Here is a 22,018-nt window from a genome sequence, read left to right as displayed (position 1 = left end):
GCTGGATGCGAATCAATCAACATACAAGTTGGCCTAAACAGGAGGAACGACAATGATCAATTCACATATTATTCAACTGCTTGCCCCCAAAATTCAGACTTTTCCGAGTGGAAAAGAGTTCATATACCTGGTGGGACCAATAAAACTCCCGGTAAACCTCGATGGGGAGACCAAGACATTCCAGTGGTATAGCTGGATGAAATCTGACAAAGCGATGGAGAGCGGCGAGTTAATCGAATCTCTTGCTGAGGCTGAACTGGCAGAGCGCCAACAATCCAGTGTTCTGGTGTATGGTGACTTTGCTGAAGCACAAGAAGCGCTGATTCGGATGCATAGCATCTGTCATACAGGCGACATCTTTGGCAGCAAACGCTGTGATTGCGGCTTCCAATTGGAGCAATCCATGAAAATGATTGCCGCTCATGGAGCGGGTGCACTGTTCTATCTTGCGAACCATGAGGGACGTGGCATTGGTCTGTTCAGCAAAGCCATGGCGTACATTTTGCAAGAAGAAGGTCTGGATACGGTAGATGCAAACTTGCAGCTCGGATTCACAGACGATGCCCGCAATTATGACGATGCGATTGCCGTATTGCGTGCGCTTCGCTCCGCACCGGTTACATTGATCACCAACAATCCACGGAAGCTGGCTGCTTTGCAGGAAGCGGGATTGAATGTGGGCGGACGTGTGCCACTATGGGGAGATCGCTCTGCTTTCAACGAGAAGTACCTGCAAACGAAAGTGAATCGTTCCGGTCACTTGGCAGAAAGTGATGGATGGGCTGGGGCAGAGACGCTGCTTCCACATGCGCAGGCTTAATCATTATTAATAGACGTAATCGATTAGTGGATTAGTCGTTGTAGTACTCTCCGTTATGGAGAAGTACAGCAGCGGCTTTTTGCTATGGATGATAGGGTAGCGATCAGGTTTTCCTGATTCACGGAATGGCTTGCCGTTCCCGCAGTGCGGATTATACAATATAGTCATCTGATGAATGCGGGAGGAACCAAGGTGCCATTTGAGGGACAACGTATATTGCCGGCTGCAAAGAGCATGAAGCAGTTTGAAGCGATGATTGAAGGCCCTTATACCTATGGGGTGATGCTGGAAACCCATATTGCACAGCTTCAGAGTGTAATGAACGAGGCGCGGCGGTATGATAAAAAGATACTTTTGCATGCAGATTTGGTCCAAGGATTGAAGAATGATGAGTATGCGGCAGAGTATCTGTGTCAGCATATTCGCCCGGCAGGACTGATCTCTACGCGAGCGAGTGTCATTCAGAAGGCAAAGCAGAAAGGCATTACAGCGATTCAACGTATTTTTCTGCTCGATACCCATGCACTGGAGAAAAGTTATCTGCTGCTGGCCAAAACCCAACCGGATTATATTGAAGTATTACCTGGCGTCATTCCGCATATTATTGCGGAAGTATCTGCGCGTACAGGGATACCCATTATTGCAGGGGGATTGATCCGTTCACCGGAAGAGGTTGAACTTGCGCTTGGCGTCGGGGCTACGGCAGTGACCACATCCAACGCAGATCTGATCCGACACTTCGAGAAATCGCTTACACCTTAAAAAGAACCCACAACAGGAGGTTGGCTGTATGGAAAAATATATATTGGCTCTGGATCAGGGAACAACAAGCTCCCGAGCTATTCTATTTAACCGTGGCGGGGAGATTGTGCACATTGCACAGCAGGAATTCCCTCAATATTTCCCCAAACCGGGCTGGGTAGAGCAGAATGCCAACGAAATCTGGAGTTCCATTCTTGCCGTGATGGCTTCATGTCTGGCAGAGAGCGGAATCAAACCTGTTCAGATTGCCGGAATTGGAATTACGAATCAACGTGAGACCGTTGTGGTATGGGACAAAGAAACAGGCAGACCCATCTATAATGCAGTGGTATGGCAATCCAGACAGACCGCGGATATCTGTGAAGAACTGAAGACACAGGGTCTCGGGGACCTTTTCCGCCGTAAAACAGGATTACTGATCGATCCCTACTTCTCGGGAACAAAGGTGAAGTGGATTCTGGATCATGTCCCTGGTGCCCGGGAGCGGGCAGAGAAGGGTGAACTGCTGTTTGGCACGATTGATAGCTGGCTGATCTGGAAACTGAGCGGGGGTACACATGTCACGGATATATCCAATGCCTCACGTACTCTGATCTATAACATCTATGATCTGCAATGGGATGACGAATTGTTGGATATCCTCGACATTCCTAAGGCCATGTTGCCAGAGGTACGGGGTTCGTCCGAGGTGTATGCACACACAACAGACTATCATTTCTTCGGTCATCGGATTCCGATTGCGGGAGCGGCAGGAGATCAACAGGCAGCGATGTTTGGTCAGGGCTGTTACACCAAGGGTAGTATGAAAAATACATATGGTACCGGTTGTTTCATGCTTATGAACACGGGAGAGAACCCGGTACAATCCAATCACGGACTGATTACAACGATTGCCTGGGGGATGAATGGCAAGGTTGAATATGCGCTCGAAGGCAGCATTTTTGTTGCGGGTTCAGCGGTTCAGTGGCTGCGTGATGGATTAAGAATGCTTCGCTCTTCAAAAGATAGTGAGGATTACGCCTCACGTGTGCCTTCGACAGACGGCGTTTATATGGTACCTGCATTTGTGGGACTGGGCAGTCCGTATTGGGATAGTGAGGTTAAGGGTGCGGTGTTTGGCCTGACACGAGGCACGACAAAGGAACACTTTATCCGTGCTACGCTTGAGGCGTTGGCGTATCAGACCAAAGATGTACTGGAGGCAATGGAATCCGACTCGGGTATTCCCGTGCATGCTCTGCGTGTGGATGGAGGAGCGGCGGCCAATGATTTTCTCATGCAGTTCCAGAGTGATATTCTGGGCATTCCTGTCGAACGCCCAACGGTGAATGAAACGACTGCATTGGGTGCGGCTTATCTGGCAGGATTGGCGGTTGGATATTGGACGAGTGCGGATGAATTGACGGATCATGAAAATACGGAGCGTGTCTTCCAGCCTGTTATGGCTGAGGAACAACGGACAGAACTGTATACAGGCTGGAAGCGTGCAGTGAACGCAGCAATGGATTTTAAATAAAAGAAATGAAATGAATATTTCTTGGTGTGGGTATTTGTACTTTTTAACTAAACATATGTTATAAATGATATTTACTGGTGGAAAATGATGCATGATTTACAGGGTTATTCTTCCTGTAGGAGACAAAATATATACCCACTATAAGGAAAAATACAAGGTTAGTGGATTCATTTGAAATTCCATCCTTTGGCAGAACAACTTTTTGAATTTTTTTTGAATAATGTGTCATTTCAGGACTTCACGCCGTCAAAAATCTGTGATAGGATAAAGGCACAAGTTAAAAAATGATGTCTGGAGATCGGGAGGGACCACGTGCCGCTCAGCAATTGCTGAGCGAATGACGTGGTCCTTTTTTTGTTTTTTTACGGAAAAATTGAGAAAATCAATAGGAGGTTCAAGAATGACAGAAACGTTCTCGTCAGCACACCGGACCGAATATTTGCAAAGCATGGCGAATGCACATTTTGACGTATTAATTATTGGTGGTGGGATTACAGGCGCAGGGATTGCACTGGATGCGGCTTCGCGTGGATTGAAGACGGCGCTTGTCGAAATGCAGGATTTTGCAGCAGGTACATCCAGTCGATCGACCAAACTTGTCCATGGTGGATTGCGATATTTGAAGCAATATGAAGTGAAGATGGTTGCTGAGGTAGGACGGGAGCGGGCTGTTGTTTATGAAAATGGGCCACATGTGACCACACCGGAACCGATGTTGTTACCGATCTATACGGCAGGCACGTTCGGCCGCTTCAGCACATCCATTGGACTGATGGTGTATGATCGGCTCGCCGGGGTGAAGCGCAGTGAACGACGCCAAATGTTGAGTGCTGGAGCGGTGTCAGATAGTGAACCTTTATTACGCAAACAGGGGTTGTTGGGTGGTGGACTCTATGTGGAGTACCGGACTGACGATGCCAGGCTCACCATTGAAGTTATGAAAGAAGCTGTCAAACGTGGGGCGCAGGCCGTGAACTACGTCAAGGCGAAAGCGTTCCTGAAGGAGAATGGCAAGATTACAGGTATTGAAGCTATGGATCAGATCGATGGGCAGATATATACGCTAAAAGCAAGCAAGGTGATCAACGCTTCCGGTCCATGGGTGGACGGTCTGCGGGAATTGGACGGTTCGCGCCAGGGGAAAACGCTGCAGATGACCAAAGGTATTCATTTGGTCTTTGATGGTGAACGATTCCCATTAAGACAGGCCGTCTATTTTGATACACCAGATGGTCGAATGGTATTTGCTGTCCCACGTGATGGCAAAACCTATGTAGGAACAACCGACACTGTATATCAGGATGATCCTGCACACCCGCAAATTTCCGATTCGGATCGCGATTATGTGATTGATGCAGTTAATGGCATGTTTCCAGATGTACACATTGGTACCGGGGACGTGGAATCCGGATGGGCGGGTGTACGTCCACTAATTCATGAGGAAGGCAAGAATCCTTCCGAAATATCACGTAAAGATGAAGTCTGGGTATCCGAATCCAATCTGATTACGATTGCCGGGGGCAAGTTAACCGGATACCGTAAAATGGCCGAGATGGTTGTTGATCTGGTCGCACGCCAGATGGAGCAGGAGAGTGGGCTTTCCATAGGCCCTTGTGTAACGAAGAAGATGCCCATCTCCGGCGGTGATGTAGGGGGATCGGCTGGATTTGTATCGTATGCGGAGCGCAAGATCAAGGACGGTGTTGCCCTCGGGCTTGCCCGACCTGCTGCGGAGCGGCTGGTTCGCACGTATGGTTCCAATGTGGAGGCACTGTATGAGCGAATGCCCGATCCACGCACCAAGTCCGAGCTTCATGGCATGCCACAGGAGCTATTGCTTATGCTACATTACGCGATTGATGAAGAGATGGCTGTAACCCCATCTGACTTTTTGGTACGAAGAACAGGTGATTTATTCTTCCGTATTGATGAAGTTCGTCGCTATAAAGCAGCAGTTATCTCGTATATGGCAGGTCGTTTGGACTGGTCGGAAGAGGAAGTGGTTAAACATACACAGGAACTGGATCAGCTGTTGCTGGAAGCATCCGGCAAAATCTGAGGCAGGATTTCAAGATCGAGAGTCGAATGGAACATGTAAGCGTGTAACATAGAGAGGGGATTACATCCATGACATTACAGATCGGAATCATTGGAACAGGCTGGTTCAGTAAGGTACACGCGGATATTCTCGCACGGATGGAAGGTGTTCGTGTTGCGAGTGTCTGTGGAACATCGCTCGAAAAGGCAGAGGCTATGGCCTCCGTTTATGATGCTGTTGGTTACGGGGAACTTGAACATATGCTGGATGGTGAGAAGCTGGATGCGGTGTATATCTGTGTGCCTCCGATGTCTCACGGATCGATTGAGTCCGAATTAATCCGCCGCGGTATTCCATTCCTGGTGGAGAAACCGTTGAGCACCGGAATGGATGTTCCGCGTCAGGTATTGGATCAGGTGCAAAAGAGCGGATTGTTAACCTCTGTAGGATACCATTTCCGTTATCAGGAGGCCGCGCAGGTCCTGCAGCAATCGATGAAAGAACAGACGGTCGGCATGGCTCTTGGCCGCTGGATGGGCGGAATGCCAGGGGTCGCCTGGTGGCGGCGTCAGGACGGTTCAGGAGGACAATTCGTAGAGCAGACTACACATATTGTAGACTTGCTTCGGTATTGTGCAGGAGAAGTTACGGAGGTATATGCTGTAGCAGCTCAGCGAAGCATGCATGAGAAGCATGAACATGTGACCGTAGCCGATGTGGCAAATGTGACGCTTAAGCTGGAAAGTGGAGCGATTGCCAGTATCGCCAATACATGTCTGTTGCCAGACGGAGAGGGCGGCGCAGGACTCCAGTTCTACACGGATGCAGGTGTGTGGGATTGGACGCCAGAACGTTTGCTTCTGCCAAGTGCCGCAAAACATGCGATGGCAGGTCTGGAGATTCCGGCAGGACATAACCCATACGAGCGTGAGAATGAAGCGTTCATTCACGCCCTGCGTACGGGAGACCGTTCACGAATTCTGTCCGATTATGCGGATGCCTGCCGTACACAGGAGATCACGACGGCGGCCTTGGCATCGGCAGATTCCGGTCTGCCGGTACAGCTTCAGCCTTCAAAACATCTCTCTCATTAATAAAATTTGAATGGAATACAAATACGCCTGAATCAGGGAATGATCCGCAGATCAGCCTGATTCAGGCGTATTTGTGTTGAGTAGAGATTATTGAGCAGCAATTCAACTAATCGGATTTCTGCTGTTTCAACCAGTCGGATGACCAACTGTAGATCTGATCAATGACAGGTTCAATGGCTCTGCCTTTCGGTGTCAATTCATACTCTACACGGGGAGGTATCTCGGGAAACATGTGTCGGGTTACGATACCTTCCGTCTCCATTTCCTTCAATCTCTCCGATAAAAGTCGTCCACTGATCGCCATCTCTGCTTCAAGTTCCGTAAACCGCTTGGGTCCGGACAACAGTTGGTACATGATTAACAGTACCCACTTCTTGCCTATGATGTCTATGGCTTGAGTGATCATACAGGGACTTGGTGATTTTACTTTTTTCAGCTTCAACGTGTTCACCTCGATTCATAATGATTTTCTTCAAAGTTGTATATGAAAGGACATGATTTCTGCCGCTTTAAGAATATAGGACATCCAAGTAAATGAGGGTTACTACAAAATATACTGTAACATACCTTTTGTATGTATTATACATCATACAGCAAAAAATTACTTGAAGAAATTATATTATTATTATATACTAACTTCACAAAAGTAAGTTGGTGATAAATAATACGTATAATATGAACGCGTACTATTCTGAAAATTGAACTGGGCTGAACGCTTGAAAACAGAGTGACCTTTGGGAACTTTCACATAGATTCTTTTTTTACAATGTGCAGCAAAAATAATCATTACATAGTAGGAACATATAATTTGTTATAGGAGGATCTACATATGAACAAGATTTTGGGTTACGTTTTTCTGGTTGTGTTAGCAGGTGTTTTCGTCATGACGGGATTTAACAAGATTAGTGGGGCAGACATGATGATTCAGACATTCGAAAGTTTCTCTTATCCGACATGGACGATGTATCTGCTGGGCGCTACGGAGTTGCTTAGTGCTGTAGGACTGCTGATTCCACGGACTCGCATCCTGGCTTCTGGCATACTGACCTTCATTCTGATTGGGGCCGTGGGAAGTCATCTGATCTATGCACAATACGCTGCTGTTCCGTTCCCGGCTGTGTTGTTGGTAGCTAACATCATTGTTCTGGTGGTAGGCATGCGCAGATTGGAAGCGGAAGAAGAAGGCCAGATGGACGCAGTTCAGGCGTAAGTTAAAGATAAGAGGGAACCTTATTGGGCTATTTACTGAGGAAAAGGTATTCCTGTCAAAAGGAATGTAAACGCGGATGCTATGCAGAAGATGACCACTGCCAGTGAGCGGTGGTCATCTTTTTTTTATGTAAGACTTCGCGTGGCACGTGTAACGATTCGCTGTGTATGTTGGGTATCCGACTGCTGAGTCCAAGTGGCACAGACCTGCCGCACCCACTCTGGATTGGTCTTGCTGGCGTCGTTCAGCCAGTTACTTACCGAATCCTGCACATACTTATGGGCATCGGATTTCACCGCGTCAAGCAAGGGAAGGGCCAAGGCCGGATTTTCTTTTAACTCCTGAATATGCTTGGCCCAGACGCCACGAGGTCTGATTGATTCTATGGCAAAGCGACGGATCAGTGGATCAGGGTCAACGCTCCATGGGATTAACTGCTGCAAGGCTAAGGATAATTCGGCAGAGATGGACTCCCGTACAGCCATCCAGGCGATTTCTCTTACACCAAAGTGATGATCTGCTGCAAAGGGCCGAATATGCTCCAACTTTTCAGTCAGGTTCAGACCGGAATCCAGCCCAATGATATAAGCCGCCCAGCAGCGAACACTGTCTGAACGATGCTCTGCAATGGAACAAAAGAGATTCGTTTGTTGATTGACTGATGGACGTTTCAACAGATCAAGCCATACAGTGGCTATGGCCGGGATGATTTTCATGATCCGCTGCTCATCCATCTGTGTTAACTGCTCTGTAATTGCTCTGGCTTCGGCATCCATTCCCCATTCATGGGTAACCTTCTGAAAAAGAGAAACATGATCTACAGCCAGCCATTCGGTCAGATTGACCGATTCGATATGTCCTGCTTGCAGCCAATTGCGGATATGCTCAGGGATTTCCGTTGCTTTACGGGCACCTTTGCGAAGAAAAATGTCTTCAGGGATAAATAGATCTGGCTTAGCATCCAACGGTATACTCCTCCTTGGTTGTATAACATCATGCGTTATACAATACAACTTGCTGGAGAACAGGGATGTAAGGCATCTTACAAGTGGGCAGTGATTTTCCGGAGGTTAGCGATTTCGTCACGATGAAGGGAGACTGATTTGAATCCGGTACGAATACGGCCGGCTCTTGCTAACTCTTGCATGACAATCGTAACCGATTCCCGTGTGGCTCCTGCCATCCAGGCAATCTCCTGATGGGTAAGCCCGAGTTGAATCCGGCAGTACTCATCTTCTTCGATCCATCCCATCTGTTCAGCCAGCCGGAAGAGATTATGTATCACCTTTTCATGCAGGTTTCCGAGTGCGAGCGTCTGTGTCAACTCGCTCATTCGTTTGATCCGCTCGCTTAGTACGTTCATCAGTCTCATCATAAATTCCGGATGTTCAATCAGAAACTGTTCAAAGCGTTGTTTGTTCATCAGGCAAATATCACACTCCTCCATCGTTTCGATATAAACGGCACGTGTTCCGAGTGAGATTCCGTTCATTTCTCCAAACACGTTACCTTCCGTCAAAATATCGAGAGTGAACTGCTTGCCCTCCGGATTTAATGTATATAAACGAACCTTTCCCTGTTTTACAAAATAGAAACCTTCTGTAAACGTATCGGGTGTCTGGATATGTCTGTTTTTGGGTATGGTCGTAATAGAAGTCATCTCATCCATTTCAATCAGGTCTGCCTCGGATAAGGAGGACATGAGGTCGAATTGTGATAAATACAGAATTTTATCCATAGAACTCCTTTCCATTACAATATGAATATAAAAAAAAGAAGAACCCACGAAAAACAACGGGTTCTCTTGCAGCGGGACTTCCTGATCGGAAGGTCTTCTGACTATAAATGATCAAATGCCATTTTGATTATAGTAACTTTTTTAATTGAGAGACGCGTCCTTGGCTGATGCCAAGCTTTTCCGCAATTTGCTGTTGAGCCAAACCGGGATTCTGTTCAACAATTTCTTTCATCTGTTGCAGCATGCGTGCCGTCTTTGGCCGCAGGTCCGGGTATTCTTGGTTGTCAGCTGTGGTCCCTTCTTCCCTAGCGGGAGATGAGACTGGGGCGGATTTGGAAGCAGGACGCTCCACGGGTGCAGGAGCCTGTTTGTTCTGAGGTACGAACCAGTCGGGAGAGTCATCCGGGTGTTTTAATTGAATTGCACAAGTCCGGCAGATGAATTGTTCTTTGAAATACATTTCCGTATCTACATCACCGCAAAAAATACATAATGTTGATTTGTACTTTCTTAAAATCAACTCTTTCCCTTCAATGAAAAACTCAAGCGGATCGCCGATATGGATTTCCATCGTATCCCGCATTTCTTTGGGAAGGACAATTCGTCCAAGACGGTCCAGAGATCTCTTCATTCCGGTTCTTTTCATCGCATCTCCCCCGCAATATTCACAATTAAAAACCTGTCCTTATTGTAAGGAAGAAAGGGCTTTAATACAACAATAATATTTCAAAAAAGTGGGATAATGCCATCTATTATGGAAAAATAAGTTTGGAAAGCACGGGTGCAACGGCTAAAGTGAACAATGCAGCGAGCACCATGGAGATGCTGGAGATGGTACCGGTCAGGGAACTCAGTTCAAACGCCTTGGATGTCCCTGTGCCATGGGCACCGGTTCCAAACAGTGTGCCTCGTGCAATCTCCCCATCGATGCGCAGCATTTTGACAATCGAAGGTCCCATAATCACCCCTAGCAAACCGGTCATAATAACAAAAACAGCTGTCACTGCGGGTATGCCACCGATTGTGGCGGATACGTTCATGGCAATTGGGGTTGTAATCGATCTTGGGATCAGACTATGAATGAGACCGGAATCCAGGCGCAACCATTTGGCGAGCAGGGCAGAAGAGAGTACTGCAACGACCGAGCCGGTCATGACACTGAAGACAATCTCGGAAATATGTTTTTTGAGTACATGGAAAAAGGTATAGAGCGGTACGGCAAAAGCCACGGTGGCCGGTTGAAGAAGCAGACTCAGCCATTTGCCGCCACTGCTATACGTGGCATAATCCGTTCCTGTTGCAAGCAATATGCCAACAACAAGCAGCGGCGTAATGAGCAGTGGAGACAGATATACTTTTGGCAGATTACGATACATTCGTTTGGCGACCCCATAGATACCGACGGTTAACAGCAGGCAGAGAAATCCAATCATCCGGTGTGACGCTCCTTTCGTTTCGCGATTCGTGTAGCAACCAGGCCTGTGCAGGACATGACCAGGAAAGTACTAAGTAGTACGATGAATAAAATCTGCAATCCGTCATGCTCCAACATGGGCATATAGTTCATAATGCCAACGGCTGACGGGATAAAAAATAACAATAGTTCACCGAGCAACCAGGCAGCTCCAACTTCAATCCAGCGCAGCTTCACGACACGAGTCTGAAGCAGAATGAATAACACGACCATACCGAGTATTGAACCGGGTACAGGAAGATGGAGAGTACGGGCCAGCAGGTCCATGAGCAGTGAAAAAACCATTAAGAGCGCAACTTGTGCAATACCAAGGCCCCATTTTTTCACTTCAATCCCTCCTTGTATAATCAACGTAATCGTTTAAGTTATTATGAAAATGAAAATGATTCATTTGATATCACAAATTTTACATGGCATTCTTTCATGAGTAAAATGCATATTAAGAATGTTTACTATTCCATTTATCTATGAGAGGTGGGAATCAACCGATGGATATCCGTCATTTGCAATATTTTCTGGAAGTTGCCCGGCAGCAGAGCTTCACAAAAGCCGCCGAAGTTCTGTATATCACCCAGCCTACGATCAGCAAGACGGTCAAGAGTCTTGAAGAGGAATTGGGTATCACTTTACTGGACCGTTATGGGAAGAAAGTTGAACTAACCGATGCAGGTCATGTGTTTTTTCGGCAGGCACTTGAGATTGAAAAATCATTCCGCAGTCTGTCGTCCGAATTGGACGACCTGATGAATTTGAAGAAAGGCCATCTGCGGATCGGCTTGCCGCCAATGGTAGGATCAAGCTTTTTCCCCATGATCATTGGTGAATTTCACAAAGCCTACCCGCAGGTGACCATTCAGCTGTTTGAGGATGGTGCCAAAAAAGTGGAGGCCGATGTGATCAGTGGTGCACTGGATATTGGCGTTGCCGTACTGCCAACCGTGGATGAACTGTTGGATCATTTTGTGTTTGTGAAAGAGAAGCTGAACCTGCTCGTACACCCTTCACATCCGCTTGCAGGGAAAGAGTCGGTTGCCCTGCATGAACTGGAAAACGACGCCTTTGTGCTGTTTCGGGAGGATTTTGCATTGCATGACCGGATTATTGTGGCCTGTCAGCATGCTGGGTTCCAGCCCCGTGTGGTATATGAGAGCTCCCAGTGGGATCTGCTCAGCGCGATGGTTGCCGCCAATCTGGGAGTAGCCTTGCTACCGGAGACGATCTGTCGTGAGGTAGACCACATGCGCGTGCGCATTATACCCGTGGTGGAACCGGTGATTCCATGGCAGCTCGGCATGATCTGGCGGAAGGACCGCTATCTGTCTTTTGCCACGAGAGAGTGGATCGGATTCACACAGTCGATGCTAGGTGAGTAAGGGAAGCGATCGGAAGGTTGCTCTGTCATTGTAGTGCCCGGTGTAAATACTCTTTTGTTGACCCCGGATCGTTGTTACAATGGAAGCATAATCATGATGGAGGTGTACGAACATGAAATTGCGGGTATCCGCTGTACAATACCAGCTACAAACAATCAGCTCGTTTGAGCAGTTCGCCGCTCAGGCTGAGCATTACATACGGACAGCGAGTGAATACGGAACCGAATTTGTGCTGTTCCCGGAATTTTTCACAACGCAATTAATGTCCATTGGGAACAAACAAGGCAATGCACTGACGATTGAGGATCTGCCAAACTTTACGGAGCAATATGAACAACTGTTCACGTCACTTGCTGCCAAGTACGACATGCACGTCATCGGGGGAACCCACGTCATTCGCCGTGAAGGGAAGTTATATAATACAGCCCACATGTTCTACCCAGATGGTCGCATCGCGCGTCAGGACAAGATTCACATTACACCAACCGAAGTCCAGGAATGGAACATGGCTCCCGGAGAGGGACTTGAGGTGTTCGACACGGACAAAGGCCGTATTGCCATGCTGACCTGTTACGATATTGAATTCCCTGAAATTGTGCGGATGGCCAAAGCCAAAGGCGCAGACGTAATTTTCTGTCCTTCCTGCACGGACGATCGTCATGGATTCTACCGTGTGCGTTATACGAGTCATGCCCGCGCGGTGGAGAATCAGGTGTATGTTGTGTTAACCGGAACAGTGGGTAATCTGCCGACCGTTGACTTCATGCGGGCCAACTATGGACAGGCTGCGATCATCACGCCAAATGATATTCCGTTCCCGCCACGTGGCATTCTGGCCGAGGGTGAGATTAACAACGATATGATCGTGACCGCCGATCTGGATCTGGACTTGTTGTATGAGGTGCGCGAACGTGGATCGGTAACGACCTGGCGTGACCGCCGTACTGATCTGTATACCGATTGGGAGTAGCGAGTTGCTCTTAAAACCGAACGAAACAGAGTAGGGAATTCATTTTGTCAGTGGAAAGGGGTGACCCGGCAACATGTATACCAAAGAAATGCTGATCACCGACCCGGAGCGAAGTGGCAAAAGGGTAAAAGTAGTCGTTCGCAATTATGTTGCATCCGACTTTGAGGAACTCATTCGCATTCAGGCGGAGAGTTTCCCTCCTCCTTATCCGGAAGAACTGCTCTGGAGTCACGAGCAGCTCACCAGTCATGTACAGCATTACCCGGAGGGTGCCATCTGTATTGAAGTCGATGGAGAATTGGCTGGCTCAATGACCTCGCTACGGATGCAGTGGGACCCTGCACATCCAGCAAGTCATACCTGGGCTGAAGTAACGGATGACGGTTATATTCGTAACCACCAGCCAGCTGGCAACACGCTGTATATTGTTGATCTCTGTGTTCGTCCAAAGTACCGCAAATGGGGACTGGCTCAGCTTATGATGCAGGCGATGTACCACCTTGTCATCGCTCAGGGGATGGATCGGTTACTAGGTGCTGGTAGAATGCCCGGTTATCATTTGGTTGCAGACCAACTATCTGCGCAGGAATATCTGGATCAGGTAGCAGTGGGAGAGAGGCGTGACCCGGTGATCTCGTTCCTGCTTCGCTGTGGCCGCATGCCGGTTGGTGTGACCGCAGACTATCTGGACGATGAGGAGTCCTGTAATTATGCTGCCCTGATGGAGTGGCGGAATCCGTTCAAATAAAAATAAAATCAAATGAAATACATCATCAATCGAGGGGGTATTTATCCATGGAATTCACGCGTATTACATCTATTAAAGATCCATTGTTTGCACAAATGCACAAGCTGATGCAGGAGATTTTCCCGCGGGAAGAAGTGCTGGACTTCCCCCTGTGGGAAGAACCGCTGGAAGATCCGGGTATTCGGGTGTTCGTGGCTGTGCATGAGGGACAGGTTGTTGGAGCGACGGAGTACCGTTATTACGAGGACTGGAACGTAGCCATGACGGACTTTACGATTATTGGGCGTGAAGGTCTGGGGATCGGCAGTTTCCTGGCGAATCACCGCAAGCGTGATCTGCAAAAGCTGGCTGCAGCAAACGGGAAAGAATTGTTCGGCATGTTTGCCGAAATCTATAACCCTTATCTGAGTCAGGATCACGAGTTTGGCGGCATTAAGCCAATGGACCCGTATGTGCGTCGCGAAGTGCTGTCCCATCTGGGATATCAGCGTTTGGACTTCCCGTATGTTCATCCATCCTGGCAAGGGGACGGTGAAGCAGTTGGCGGCTTGGACCTGTGCTTCATGCCAGGTGATGAGTCGCTTGGTGAACTGCCAGCAAGCCTAGTGGCTGATTTCCTGAATCGATATTATGCAGTGCTTCCTAACAAACCACAAGAATGGCTTGCCATGGTAGAGCAATTGACTGCTCGCAAGTCGGTTGCGCTACTGCCGTTGTAAACTGGACGGGATAGAACATTAGATCATAGTGGCGTTGCAAGTACCTTGAAGAATGATGACAGATGCAAAAAGCCCGTAGAACAGGCCATTATTGGACCTGCTTTCTACGGGCTTTTTCTATTTAGTTCGAGGTTGAGATTGAGCCAATGTAAGTTGGTTTTAAAATATTTTCTTTAAGAAGTGATGAATGAGCTCATGGATCTCTGTCACATGTGTTTCGAGAGCAAAATGCCCAGTATCAAGTAAATGCACTTCTGCAAATGGGATATCACGCTTATAAGCTAAAGCTCCAGCAGGAAGAAAAGCAGGATCATTTTTACCCCATACAGCTAGAAGAGGAGGTTGATAATTGCGGAAATAAGCCTGAAATTCAGGATAAAGATCCACGTTTGTTCTATAATCGAGGATTAAATCCAGTTGGATTTCTTCAGCTTCCGGGCGTGACATGTAGGCAATATCCAGTGAATATCCGTCTGGTGAAACGAGGCTAGCATCAGTTCCATGAAGATACTGAAAGTTACGGATAGTTTCGGGGGTTAAGGAATCACGACATGCTTCACGATTTTCAGGTGTTGGAGAGTGCCAATACATCTCCCAAGGTCCCCATGCGTCACTAAACCCTTCGACATATGCGTTGCCATTCTGACTAATAATGGCTTGAACTTGTTCCGGGTGAGCCACTGCCAAGCGATAACCGACAGGTGCCCCATAATCAAACACATACATTACATATTTCTTAAGAGCTAATGCTTCAGTGAAACCTTCAATAACTCGAAACAGGCCGTCAAATGTGAAGTCAAACTGACTACGCGGTGGAGTTGTTGTGCGACCAAACCCAGCAAGATCAGGGGCAATGACACGGTATTGTTCTGCCAGTTTGGGAATAAGGTCGCGAAACATATGACTAGAGGATGGAAACCCGTGTAATAGTAAAATAACTGGGCCATCCTTAGGCCCGGCTTCACGGTAAAAAACTTCGACATCTCCAACTTTCTGATGCTGATAACTAATCTTCATTTTTTTACATCTCCTTCTGGTTCATTAAGAAGTCCAATATTATTTCTGTTACTTACTTGTACAACTGGTGATGACGTGTTTTTATTGTATAATTAATATATTTATTTGAATAATGAATAGATTGAATACTAGCTATTTTAAATCGAAATACAAAAGGGTGAAAGATATGATAAATTCCTTAGAGGGTCGTTTTTTTCAGGCATTTATTGCTTTGCTTGAAGAGAAGAGTTTCAGCCGAGCTGGGGAGCGCTTAGGTTATGTCCAGTCCACAGTAACAACTCATATTCAACAGCTGGAGAAGATCTGCGGACAGAAGTTGTTTCATCGATTTCCACGAGGGGTGGAACCTACGGAAGCTGGAAAAGTATTTTCCAAATATGCTTATCAGTATGTCCACTTAAGTGAATCCCTTAAAGAAAGTATGAATGATATGAATGAGCCGTGCGGAACAATAAATATTAGACTACAGGAATCCTTTTTTCTTACACGCATGCTTCCATTTGTACAGGAATATACGAGAAACTTTCCAAGCGTAAATTTACGTGTTGAACAAGGGGCGCATCAAGATATTCTAAAAAGTGTGCTGGATTATGCCCTGGATTTTGGCATTGTTCCTCAAAACCCTGAGCGACATGACATTCTCTTTTATCCGATTATGGAAGAGACTATTGTTTTTGTTGCATCTGAGGATTTGGTTCGGAAAGTGGAAAGTGTAGGGGCGCAGATTTTAAATGACGAGGTGTTTATCAGTAACGGCACATCTTGTTTGTATCATACGACTGCTGTAGATGTTCTAAAGAATGAAGGGATTGTGGTTAAGGATGCGTTAGAGCTTTCAAGTCTTGAGATGATCAAGGAACTTGTATGCTGTGGAAAAGGTTTTGCCTTGGTCCCTAAAATAGCGATCAAAAACGAACTAAAGATGGGTAGATTAAAAATTCTTCTTTTTACTTCTAAAATAAGCTTTACGCATGGTCTGATTGTTCATAAAAATCGAGAGCGTAGTTTTACTGCTGAAAGTTTCCAATCGGAACTACTGAAATATTTTAAAGAATATTGATCCATCAGCTCTTGTAGCCTTCTGAAATGGAAAAGGGTTGAATGCCGATTGTGTGTAATTCAAATAACGTACATGTTCATCCTTGCAGGATTGATCATGTACGTTATAGATGTGTAATCTTGAAGAAACTTCAGTACTTGGTGATTCACTATGAAGCTCTTTTTAGAATATTAGAAAAATAAAATCAGTTCGCGTCCTTTCGATCCGGGAGCTGGCTCAAATAACTGTTGGACAAGTGTGCAAGATCCAATGCCCGATCATATTGTTCCTTCGTTATAAACCGTGAAGAGGGCACCGCACTGTTATTGGGCGTGGCGAATGCTGGAGATTCCCCATCTCCCGAATTCTTCAGTATTTCTTCTGAAGGAACATTCATCTGCTGTTGCTTGGCATCTTGTCTGCCCGCATCAGCTAGGGAATAATGCGTCCCATCCCCGTATCCTTTCGCCGGTATGAAGAGAGAAGCATCGTTTAGTACCGACCCGGAAGGAAGGTAATAACGTTCGGGTAGCAGATTTCCACCTTCGTGTAACAAATCCTGTCCGAAGTGTAATTGGTCCTTCAGCGATACACCGGTGAGCCCCGCAATCGTTGGCAGAATGTCCACCTGGCCTCCGATCTGTTCCAGTTGTACACCCGGGGTAACGCCCGGGGCCGAGATAATGAGTGGAATATTAATCATATCTGCTGATGTGTATTCACGACCATACAACTCTTTCATAAGGACTTTGTCATCCCGATCCAGTGAATAGATGGGAAGCCCCAGGTGATCCCCGTACAAGACAAACAAGCTATTTTCCCATAATCCCCGTTCTTTCAATCCAGCAATCAACTGTCCAACCGCCTGATCCGCATAATGCTGTGATATCAGATAATTACCGGGCAACGTATCCTTGTAACGCTCTTGCAGCGTCAGCTTCACCTTGTTTTTAGGCAAAGTGTACGGGTGGTGGGCTGACATGGAGATGATATGGGCATAGAAGGGATCACCCGAAGACTGCAGGGATTCCAGCTTATCCAGTGTTTTGGAATATAGTACTTCATCCGAGGCCGAAAAGGCGATAGAGTCCTGTGTGCCGAAATAATTAATATCATAATACTGGTCGAATCCAAGTGCCTTGTATAACTGATCCCGATTCCAGAAACGAACATCATTTGTATGGAATGTAGCTGTCTGATATCCGTTTGCTGACATCAGCTTGGGTAGACTCGGCAGAGCTTTATCCGCATATACAGTTGTTGCTGCCCCGTTCGGCGGGGTGTAGAACGATGTGTTCACAACAAATTCTGCATCTGATGTATTTCCCTGTCCCACTTGCTGATAGAAGTTCGGAAAATACAGGCTCTGTCTAGCCAATTGATTCAGATTAGGCGTAATCTCCTGTCCATCTACCTCTAATCCAATCAGAAAGTTCTGAAACGATTCCAACTGGAGCATAATCACATTGCGTCCGCTCGCGGCACCCTTCTCCACAATCGCAGGAAGTTCGGTCGTTTGTTTCAGTTGGTCGATGTCAGTCTGATCAATGTGAGCGATGGGCACAGGTTTATCAGGTCGATCCAGGATGGTATACGCCTCGTAACCGAGGATGCCCATCTGTTCTGCTTGTGTAAGCTCACTCATGCTGGCTCGATTGGGATAGATGTTGAGCATGCACAGGATCATGGACAAGGTCAGTATGACCGAGGCAACCCTTCTTCTGGCACGTCGTTCAAGCGGAATGCGGTTCGGACGTTCTGTACTCCCGAGCTTGATCCGACGACGAATGAGTATCCCCCCGATAATCAGAACGTCTGCAAAAATAAACAAATAATAGGGGTCAAGCAAAGAAAACATGCTGCTCTTGACCGAGGTCACCTGATTCACCTGTGCCAACGCATGATAGTTAACGATTACGCCATAGTATTTGTAGTACATGATGGCTGCAAAGAAAATCCCTGAGAGCAGCAAATTCATGGCAAGGTATATCCACATTCGCCGCTTGGCAGCAAACCACTCGATTAGACAGAAGCCGATCCAGATGAGCGGCAATTCGGTCAGCAGTGGTTTCCAGACAGGGATGTCATCAAAGATAACAATCCAGGCCAGTGAACTTTTGATCATCATGATAATGGTAAAGAATATAAACGGTCCGCTTAGAAATCGGGTGAGTGAACTGCGTGACAAGGTACCGCCTTCCCTTCCGAAGTTTCATTTAACAAGTATTATCCTATCTCAGCATGGCTGTGTCAAAAATGAGAGCCTTCTACAATTGACGGCAAAAAACCTCTTCCATGCAGGAAGAGGTTTGAAAAAAACATGGGCTACTGCGATAAAAGACAGATGCGACCCAATTTCGTTATTCTATAGTGTACGTTGTGACGTAAGAAGGTCTGGGGAACATGGTAGGCTTCTGTGCGGTCAGGCCTTCGCTTGTACTGCGGTTACGGTGAGCGTGACTATATGCTTGGGATTCCTGCCAGCCTTTGAAGTGTTCCTCCGACTGCCAGAGTGTAAGTACGACATATGTGTCATCCTTCAGAGGACGAAGCACACGAATACCGACAAAGCCAGGCTCGTCTTCTACCTTGCGGGCACGGCTCTTGAACCGTTCTTCGAAATCGTTACGACCATCCTCTGTGACAGGGATATTGTTGAGAACAGCGTAACCACCGCCAGTCCAGGAGCCTGCAGCATCGAAAGCTTCATATGCGGCTACTTTATCATCAGACTCGATATTCATTAGGCGTTCTGCGGATTCAATAGCCAGGCGCACGTGCTCTTCGCTTCGCAAAGTCAGATGCGGGTATGCAGCAAGTGCATCCGGAATCGGTGAAGGAACCAAATAGATATACATAGAAGCTGCCTCCTTATTAAGTACATTCTATCTCAACATAGCATATGGGATTGTGCGAGTCCAATCGGCGGATCAACTGGTTTGAGTACGTCTTTTCATGATAAAGTATAATCACTACAAACAGAACGGGTGATCGTATGACAACAACAATTCGGATATCGGTTAGACCTTTGGTAGAGTATGTGTACCGCAGTGGCAGCATACGTCCAGGGTTCCGGACCAATGCCTCGATGCAGGAGGGAACTCGAATTCATCAGCGGGTACAGAAGGAGTACACGGAAGAGGATTTAAAAGAGATTGTGCTCGAAGCTGAGATTCAACATGGGGATCTGACCTATGTGGTGGAGGGACGATGTGATGGCCTGATCCGGTTGGAGGGTCAGTTGACGGTGGATGAGATCAAATCAACTGCGGGCAATCTGGATGATCTGGGTGAGGGGCTTCCCGTGCATTGGGCGCAGGCCATGATGTATGCCTACATGTACGCCGTTCAGCAAGACGAACCACGTATGCAAGTTCAGTTGACGTATGTGCATTCGGTTACCCATGAAGAAAGACGGTTTCGCCGAATGGCAGAACGACAGGAACTGGAGCAGTTTGCGGCAGAAGTGATTGCCGGTTATGCGCCATATGCAGAGATGATCGCTGCATATGAAGAAAAGCGTGATATCAGTGTGAAAGAGCTGCCGTTTCCTTTTCGCAAATACAGGGAGGGACAGCGAAAGCTGGCAGGAGCCGTTTACAAAACAATCCGTGAGGGTCAGGGACTGATGGCGAAAGCACCAACAGGCATTGGTAAAACGATGTCCGTACTGTTCCCCACGGTCAAAGCGATTGGCGAAGGCGAAGCAAGCCGATTGTTCTATCTGACCGCGAGGACGACGACACGGGTGGCGGCGGAAGAAGCTTTTGCCCGGATGCAATCGGAAGGATTGAAGATGCATGTGATCAGTCTGACCGCGAAGGACAAGATATGTTTTAAAGAAGAGGAAGCTTGTGATACGGGGCAATGCGGCATGTGTGAAGGATATTATGACCGTATTAACGGGGCCGTGCTGGACATGCTGGAACATGAGACGTTGATGACACGTCCGGTCATCGAGCAGTATGCGCGCAAACATCGGGTGTGCCCGTTTGAGTTTTCACTGGATGCGGCGTATGCAGCCGATGCGGTGATCTGCGATTATAACTATATTTTCGATCCGAGGATCTCTCTGAAAAGAATGTTGGAGGAGCAGAAACGCAAGACGGTGTTATTGGTGGACGAGGCTCATAATCTGGTCGATCGTGGCCGAATGATGTTTTCCGCTGAGCTGGAGAAGGCAGTATTTCTGGATGTGAAAAGAGAGTTCCAGTCGCTGGACAGCGGTGTGCCTGCTGCCAAAGCCATTGTTGACTACACCGGGGCCATTGATAAGTATCTGATTACCCTTCGGAAAAACGGTGGAGAAGAAGGAAAGATCATCCAGCAGGAAGCACCGGAGGAACTGATTGAACGACTGGAGCCTTTTGTCATGGTCGCGGAGCAATGCCTTGTTGAAGGTGGCTCGGGGAATGCCGAGACGGATCAGCTGCTGTTGGATGCCTACTTCACGGCACAGAATTTCCTGCGTATTGCCAAGCTGTATGATGAACGTTTTATTACGTATGCAGAGTGTGTTCGAAGTGAAGTGAGAGTGAAGTTATTTTGTCTCGATCCTTCGGTACTGCTTCGTCAGACGGCCAAAGGATTCCGCTCCCTCATTCATTTCTCGGCCACATTGTCACCTCTTCGCTATTATCGGGATATGCTGGGTGCAGAGGAAGAGGATTATACGTTGCAGATTCCATCGCCGTTTCAGCGCGAACAATTGGATGTGAGACTCCTGCCCTTATCCGTGCGTTATAAGGATCGGGAGCAATCCCGGCGCCCCATTGCGGAGATGCTGCAACAGCTGGTAAGTGAATGGCCGCGCAGCAATCTAATGGTGTTCTTCCCTTCTTATCCTTATATGCGGGAGATCTATGAAACCTATGCACAGCTTCCGAATGAAGCGGATACGGTCATACAGAAGCAGGGCATGAACGAACTGGAACGGGAGCAGTTTTTGGATGGATTTCAGCCGAATCCTGAACGAACACGCTTGGTATTTGCCGTCATGGGTGGCGTATTCTCGGAGGGGGTCGATCTGCCGGGAGACCGCTTGAATGGTGTGGTTGTGGTAGGTGCAGGGCTGCCGCAGATTGGTCTGGAGAACAACGTATTACGTGATTACTATGATCGGACAGGACGCAACGGATTCAATTATGCCTATATCTTTCCGGGTATGAACAAGGTGCTGCAGGCGGGTGGACGGCTGATTCGGACGGAGGAAGACAGGGGTGTGTTGGTGCTGGTCGACGATCGGTTTATCCAGGAACCTTATCGTTCCCTGCTGCCAGAGGAGTGGCGGGACTATAAACGAATTTGAATATGATGCATTTCCACAGCAATTTCAATGGAATCAGGCAAATGCTGAACCAAGAAGTTTAACATTTTTCTCAGATTTCTTTTCTTTATATGATTGAAGGGTAGGGTGAAAGGGTTATAACTTGGTTAGCAACGAACGAACAACGGCGATTACCCTATCCGTTCCGCGGTCCGCTTCGAAAGCAATCAAGGA

Annotated in this window: 21 protein-coding genes; 12 read left to right on the top strand and 9 right to left on the bottom strand. The window is 47.4% G+C overall.

Features of this window, described 5'->3' with window-relative positions; all coding sequences use genetic code 11:
- Window positions 1-52 precede the first annotated feature (52 nt).
- The 5 genes from EL84_RS04195 to EL84_RS04175 all read left to right on the top strand — a co-directional run bounded on the left by EL84_RS04195 (window position 53) and on the right by EL84_RS04175 (window position 6,230).
- Window positions 53-820, top strand: a complete 768-nt coding sequence (locus tag EL84_RS04195; RefSeq protein ID WP_047840826.1) for a GTP cyclohydrolase II — start codon at window positions 53-55, stop codon at window positions 818-820.
- Window positions 821-1,012: 192 nt separating this feature from the next.
- Window positions 1,013-1,582: a glycerol-3-phosphate responsive antiterminator gene (locus EL84_RS04190; protein ID WP_047840825.1), complete on the top strand. Its 570-nt coding sequence runs from the start codon at window positions 1,013-1,015 to the stop codon at window positions 1,580-1,582.
- A 28-nt stretch (window positions 1,583-1,610) separates the two neighbouring features.
- On the top strand, window positions 1,611-3,098 hold the full coding sequence (gene glpK, locus EL84_RS04185) for a glycerol kinase GlpK (RefSeq protein WP_047840824.1): 1,488 nt from the start codon (window positions 1,611-1,613) through the stop codon (window positions 3,096-3,098).
- A gap of 400 nt (window positions 3,099-3,498) precedes the next feature.
- Window positions 3,499-5,157 (top strand): glycerol-3-phosphate dehydrogenase/oxidase, encoded by a 1,659-nt coding sequence (locus EL84_RS04180; protein ID WP_047840823.1) that lies wholly within the window; start codon window positions 3,499-3,501, stop codon window positions 5,155-5,157.
- A gap of 68 nt (window positions 5,158-5,225) precedes the next feature.
- Entirely contained in the window at window positions 5,226-6,230 is a 1,005-nt protein-coding gene (locus tag EL84_RS04175; RefSeq protein ID WP_047840822.1) for a Gfo/Idh/MocA family protein, read from the top strand.
- A 106-nt stretch (window positions 6,231-6,336) separates the two neighbouring features.
- Here EL84_RS04175 and EL84_RS04170 read toward each other — a convergent pair whose 3' ends face one another.
- Entirely contained in the window at window positions 6,337-6,636 is a 300-nt protein-coding gene (locus tag EL84_RS04170; protein ID WP_047841062.1) for a winged helix-turn-helix transcriptional regulator, read from the bottom strand.
- A 423-nt stretch (window positions 6,637-7,059) separates the two neighbouring features.
- Here EL84_RS04170 and EL84_RS04165 point away from each other — a divergent pair, with 423 nt between their 5' ends.
- Window positions 7,060-7,440, top strand: coding sequence for a DoxX family protein (locus tag EL84_RS04165; protein ID WP_053061378.1), 381 nt, complete (start codon window positions 7,060-7,062; stop codon window positions 7,438-7,440).
- Window positions 7,441-7,565: 125 nt separating this feature from the next.
- Here EL84_RS04165 and EL84_RS04160 read toward each other — a convergent pair whose 3' ends face one another.
- The 5 genes from EL84_RS04160 to EL84_RS04140 form a co-directional block, all read right to left on the bottom strand.
- Entirely contained in the window at window positions 7,566-8,405 is an 840-nt protein-coding gene (locus EL84_RS04160) for a DNA alkylation repair protein (protein WP_082218831.1), read from the bottom strand.
- 77 nt (window positions 8,406-8,482) lie between these two features.
- The gene (locus EL84_RS04155) at window positions 8,483-9,178 is read right to left on the bottom strand and encodes a Crp/Fnr family transcriptional regulator (protein WP_047840821.1); all 696 of its coding nucleotides are present in this window, start codon (window positions 9,176-9,178) and stop codon (window positions 8,483-8,485) included.
- A gap of 127 nt (window positions 9,179-9,305) precedes the next feature.
- Window positions 9,306-9,824, bottom strand: coding sequence for an AbrB/MazE/SpoVT family DNA-binding domain-containing protein (locus EL84_RS04150; RefSeq protein WP_047840820.1), 519 nt, complete (start codon window positions 9,822-9,824; stop codon window positions 9,306-9,308).
- Window positions 9,825-9,930: 106 nt separating this feature from the next.
- Window positions 9,931-10,611 (bottom strand): LrgB family protein, encoded by a 681-nt coding sequence (locus EL84_RS04145; protein ID WP_047840819.1) that lies wholly within the window; start codon window positions 10,609-10,611, stop codon window positions 9,931-9,933.
- A complete protein-coding gene (locus EL84_RS04140; RefSeq protein WP_017691758.1) occupies window positions 10,608-10,979 on the bottom strand; it encodes a CidA/LrgA family protein in 372 nt (123 codons plus the stop codon). The genes EL84_RS04145 and EL84_RS04140 overlap by 4 nt, the downstream gene beginning before the upstream one ends.
- A 161-nt stretch (window positions 10,980-11,140) precedes the next feature.
- Here EL84_RS04140 and cidR point away from each other — a divergent pair, with 161 nt between their 5' ends.
- From cidR to EL84_RS04120, 4 genes are all read left to right on the top strand, one after another.
- A complete protein-coding gene (gene cidR, locus EL84_RS04135; protein ID WP_047840818.1) occupies window positions 11,141-12,025 on the top strand; it encodes a cidABC operon transcriptional activator CidR in 885 nt (294 codons plus the stop codon).
- Between the two features lie 112 nt (window positions 12,026-12,137).
- Window positions 12,138-12,995, top strand: coding sequence for a carbon-nitrogen hydrolase family protein (locus EL84_RS04130; protein WP_047840817.1), 858 nt, complete (start codon window positions 12,138-12,140; stop codon window positions 12,993-12,995).
- Window positions 12,996-13,068: 73 nt separating this feature from the next.
- A complete protein-coding gene (locus tag EL84_RS04125) occupies window positions 13,069-13,743 on the top strand; it encodes a GNAT family N-acetyltransferase (RefSeq protein ID WP_047840816.1) in 675 nt (224 codons plus the stop codon).
- A 47-nt stretch (window positions 13,744-13,790) separates the two neighbouring features.
- Window positions 13,791-14,462, top strand: coding sequence for a hypothetical protein (locus EL84_RS04120; RefSeq protein ID WP_047840815.1), 672 nt, complete (start codon window positions 13,791-13,793; stop codon window positions 14,460-14,462).
- Window positions 14,463-14,621: 159 nt separating this feature from the next.
- Here EL84_RS04120 and EL84_RS04115 read toward each other — a convergent pair whose 3' ends face one another.
- Window positions 14,622-15,479 carry an alpha/beta fold hydrolase gene (locus EL84_RS04115; RefSeq protein WP_047840814.1) on the bottom strand — a complete coding sequence of 286 codons (858 nt, stop codon included), beginning with the start codon at window positions 15,477-15,479 and terminating at the stop codon, window positions 14,622-14,624.
- 166 nt (window positions 15,480-15,645) lie between these two features.
- Here EL84_RS04115 and EL84_RS04110 point away from each other — a divergent pair, with 166 nt between their 5' ends.
- Window positions 15,646-16,539 (top strand): LysR family transcriptional regulator, encoded by an 894-nt coding sequence (locus tag EL84_RS04110; protein WP_047840813.1) that lies wholly within the window; start codon window positions 15,646-15,648, stop codon window positions 16,537-16,539.
- 184 nt (window positions 16,540-16,723) lie between these two features.
- On the opposite strand, the gene EL84_RS04105 is transcribed toward EL84_RS04110, so the two are convergent.
- Window positions 16,724-18,706, bottom strand: coding sequence for an LTA synthase family protein (locus EL84_RS04105; protein WP_047840812.1), 1,983 nt, complete (start codon window positions 18,704-18,706; stop codon window positions 16,724-16,726).
- Between the two features lie 172 nt (window positions 18,707-18,878).
- The gene (locus tag EL84_RS32835) at window positions 18,879-19,376 is read right to left on the bottom strand and encodes an antibiotic biosynthesis monooxygenase family protein (RefSeq protein ID WP_053061377.1); all 498 of its coding nucleotides are present in this window, start codon (window positions 19,374-19,376) and stop codon (window positions 18,879-18,881) included.
- A 137-nt stretch (window positions 19,377-19,513) separates the two neighbouring features.
- Here EL84_RS32835 and EL84_RS04095 point away from each other — a divergent pair, with 137 nt between their 5' ends.
- Window positions 19,514-21,826 (top strand): ATP-dependent DNA helicase, encoded by a 2,313-nt coding sequence (locus tag EL84_RS04095; protein WP_047840811.1) that lies wholly within the window; start codon window positions 19,514-19,516, stop codon window positions 21,824-21,826.
- Window positions 21,827-22,018 lie beyond the last annotated feature (192 nt).

The sequence above is a fragment of the Paenibacillus sp. VT-400 genome, from assembly GCF_001029205.1.
Classification (GTDB): Bacteria; Bacillota; Bacilli; order Paenibacillales; family Paenibacillaceae; genus Paenibacillus; species Paenibacillus amylolyticus.
The sequence above is the reverse complement of the archived record's forward strand: the minus strand, read 5'-3'. Positions and strand labels throughout refer to the sequence as shown.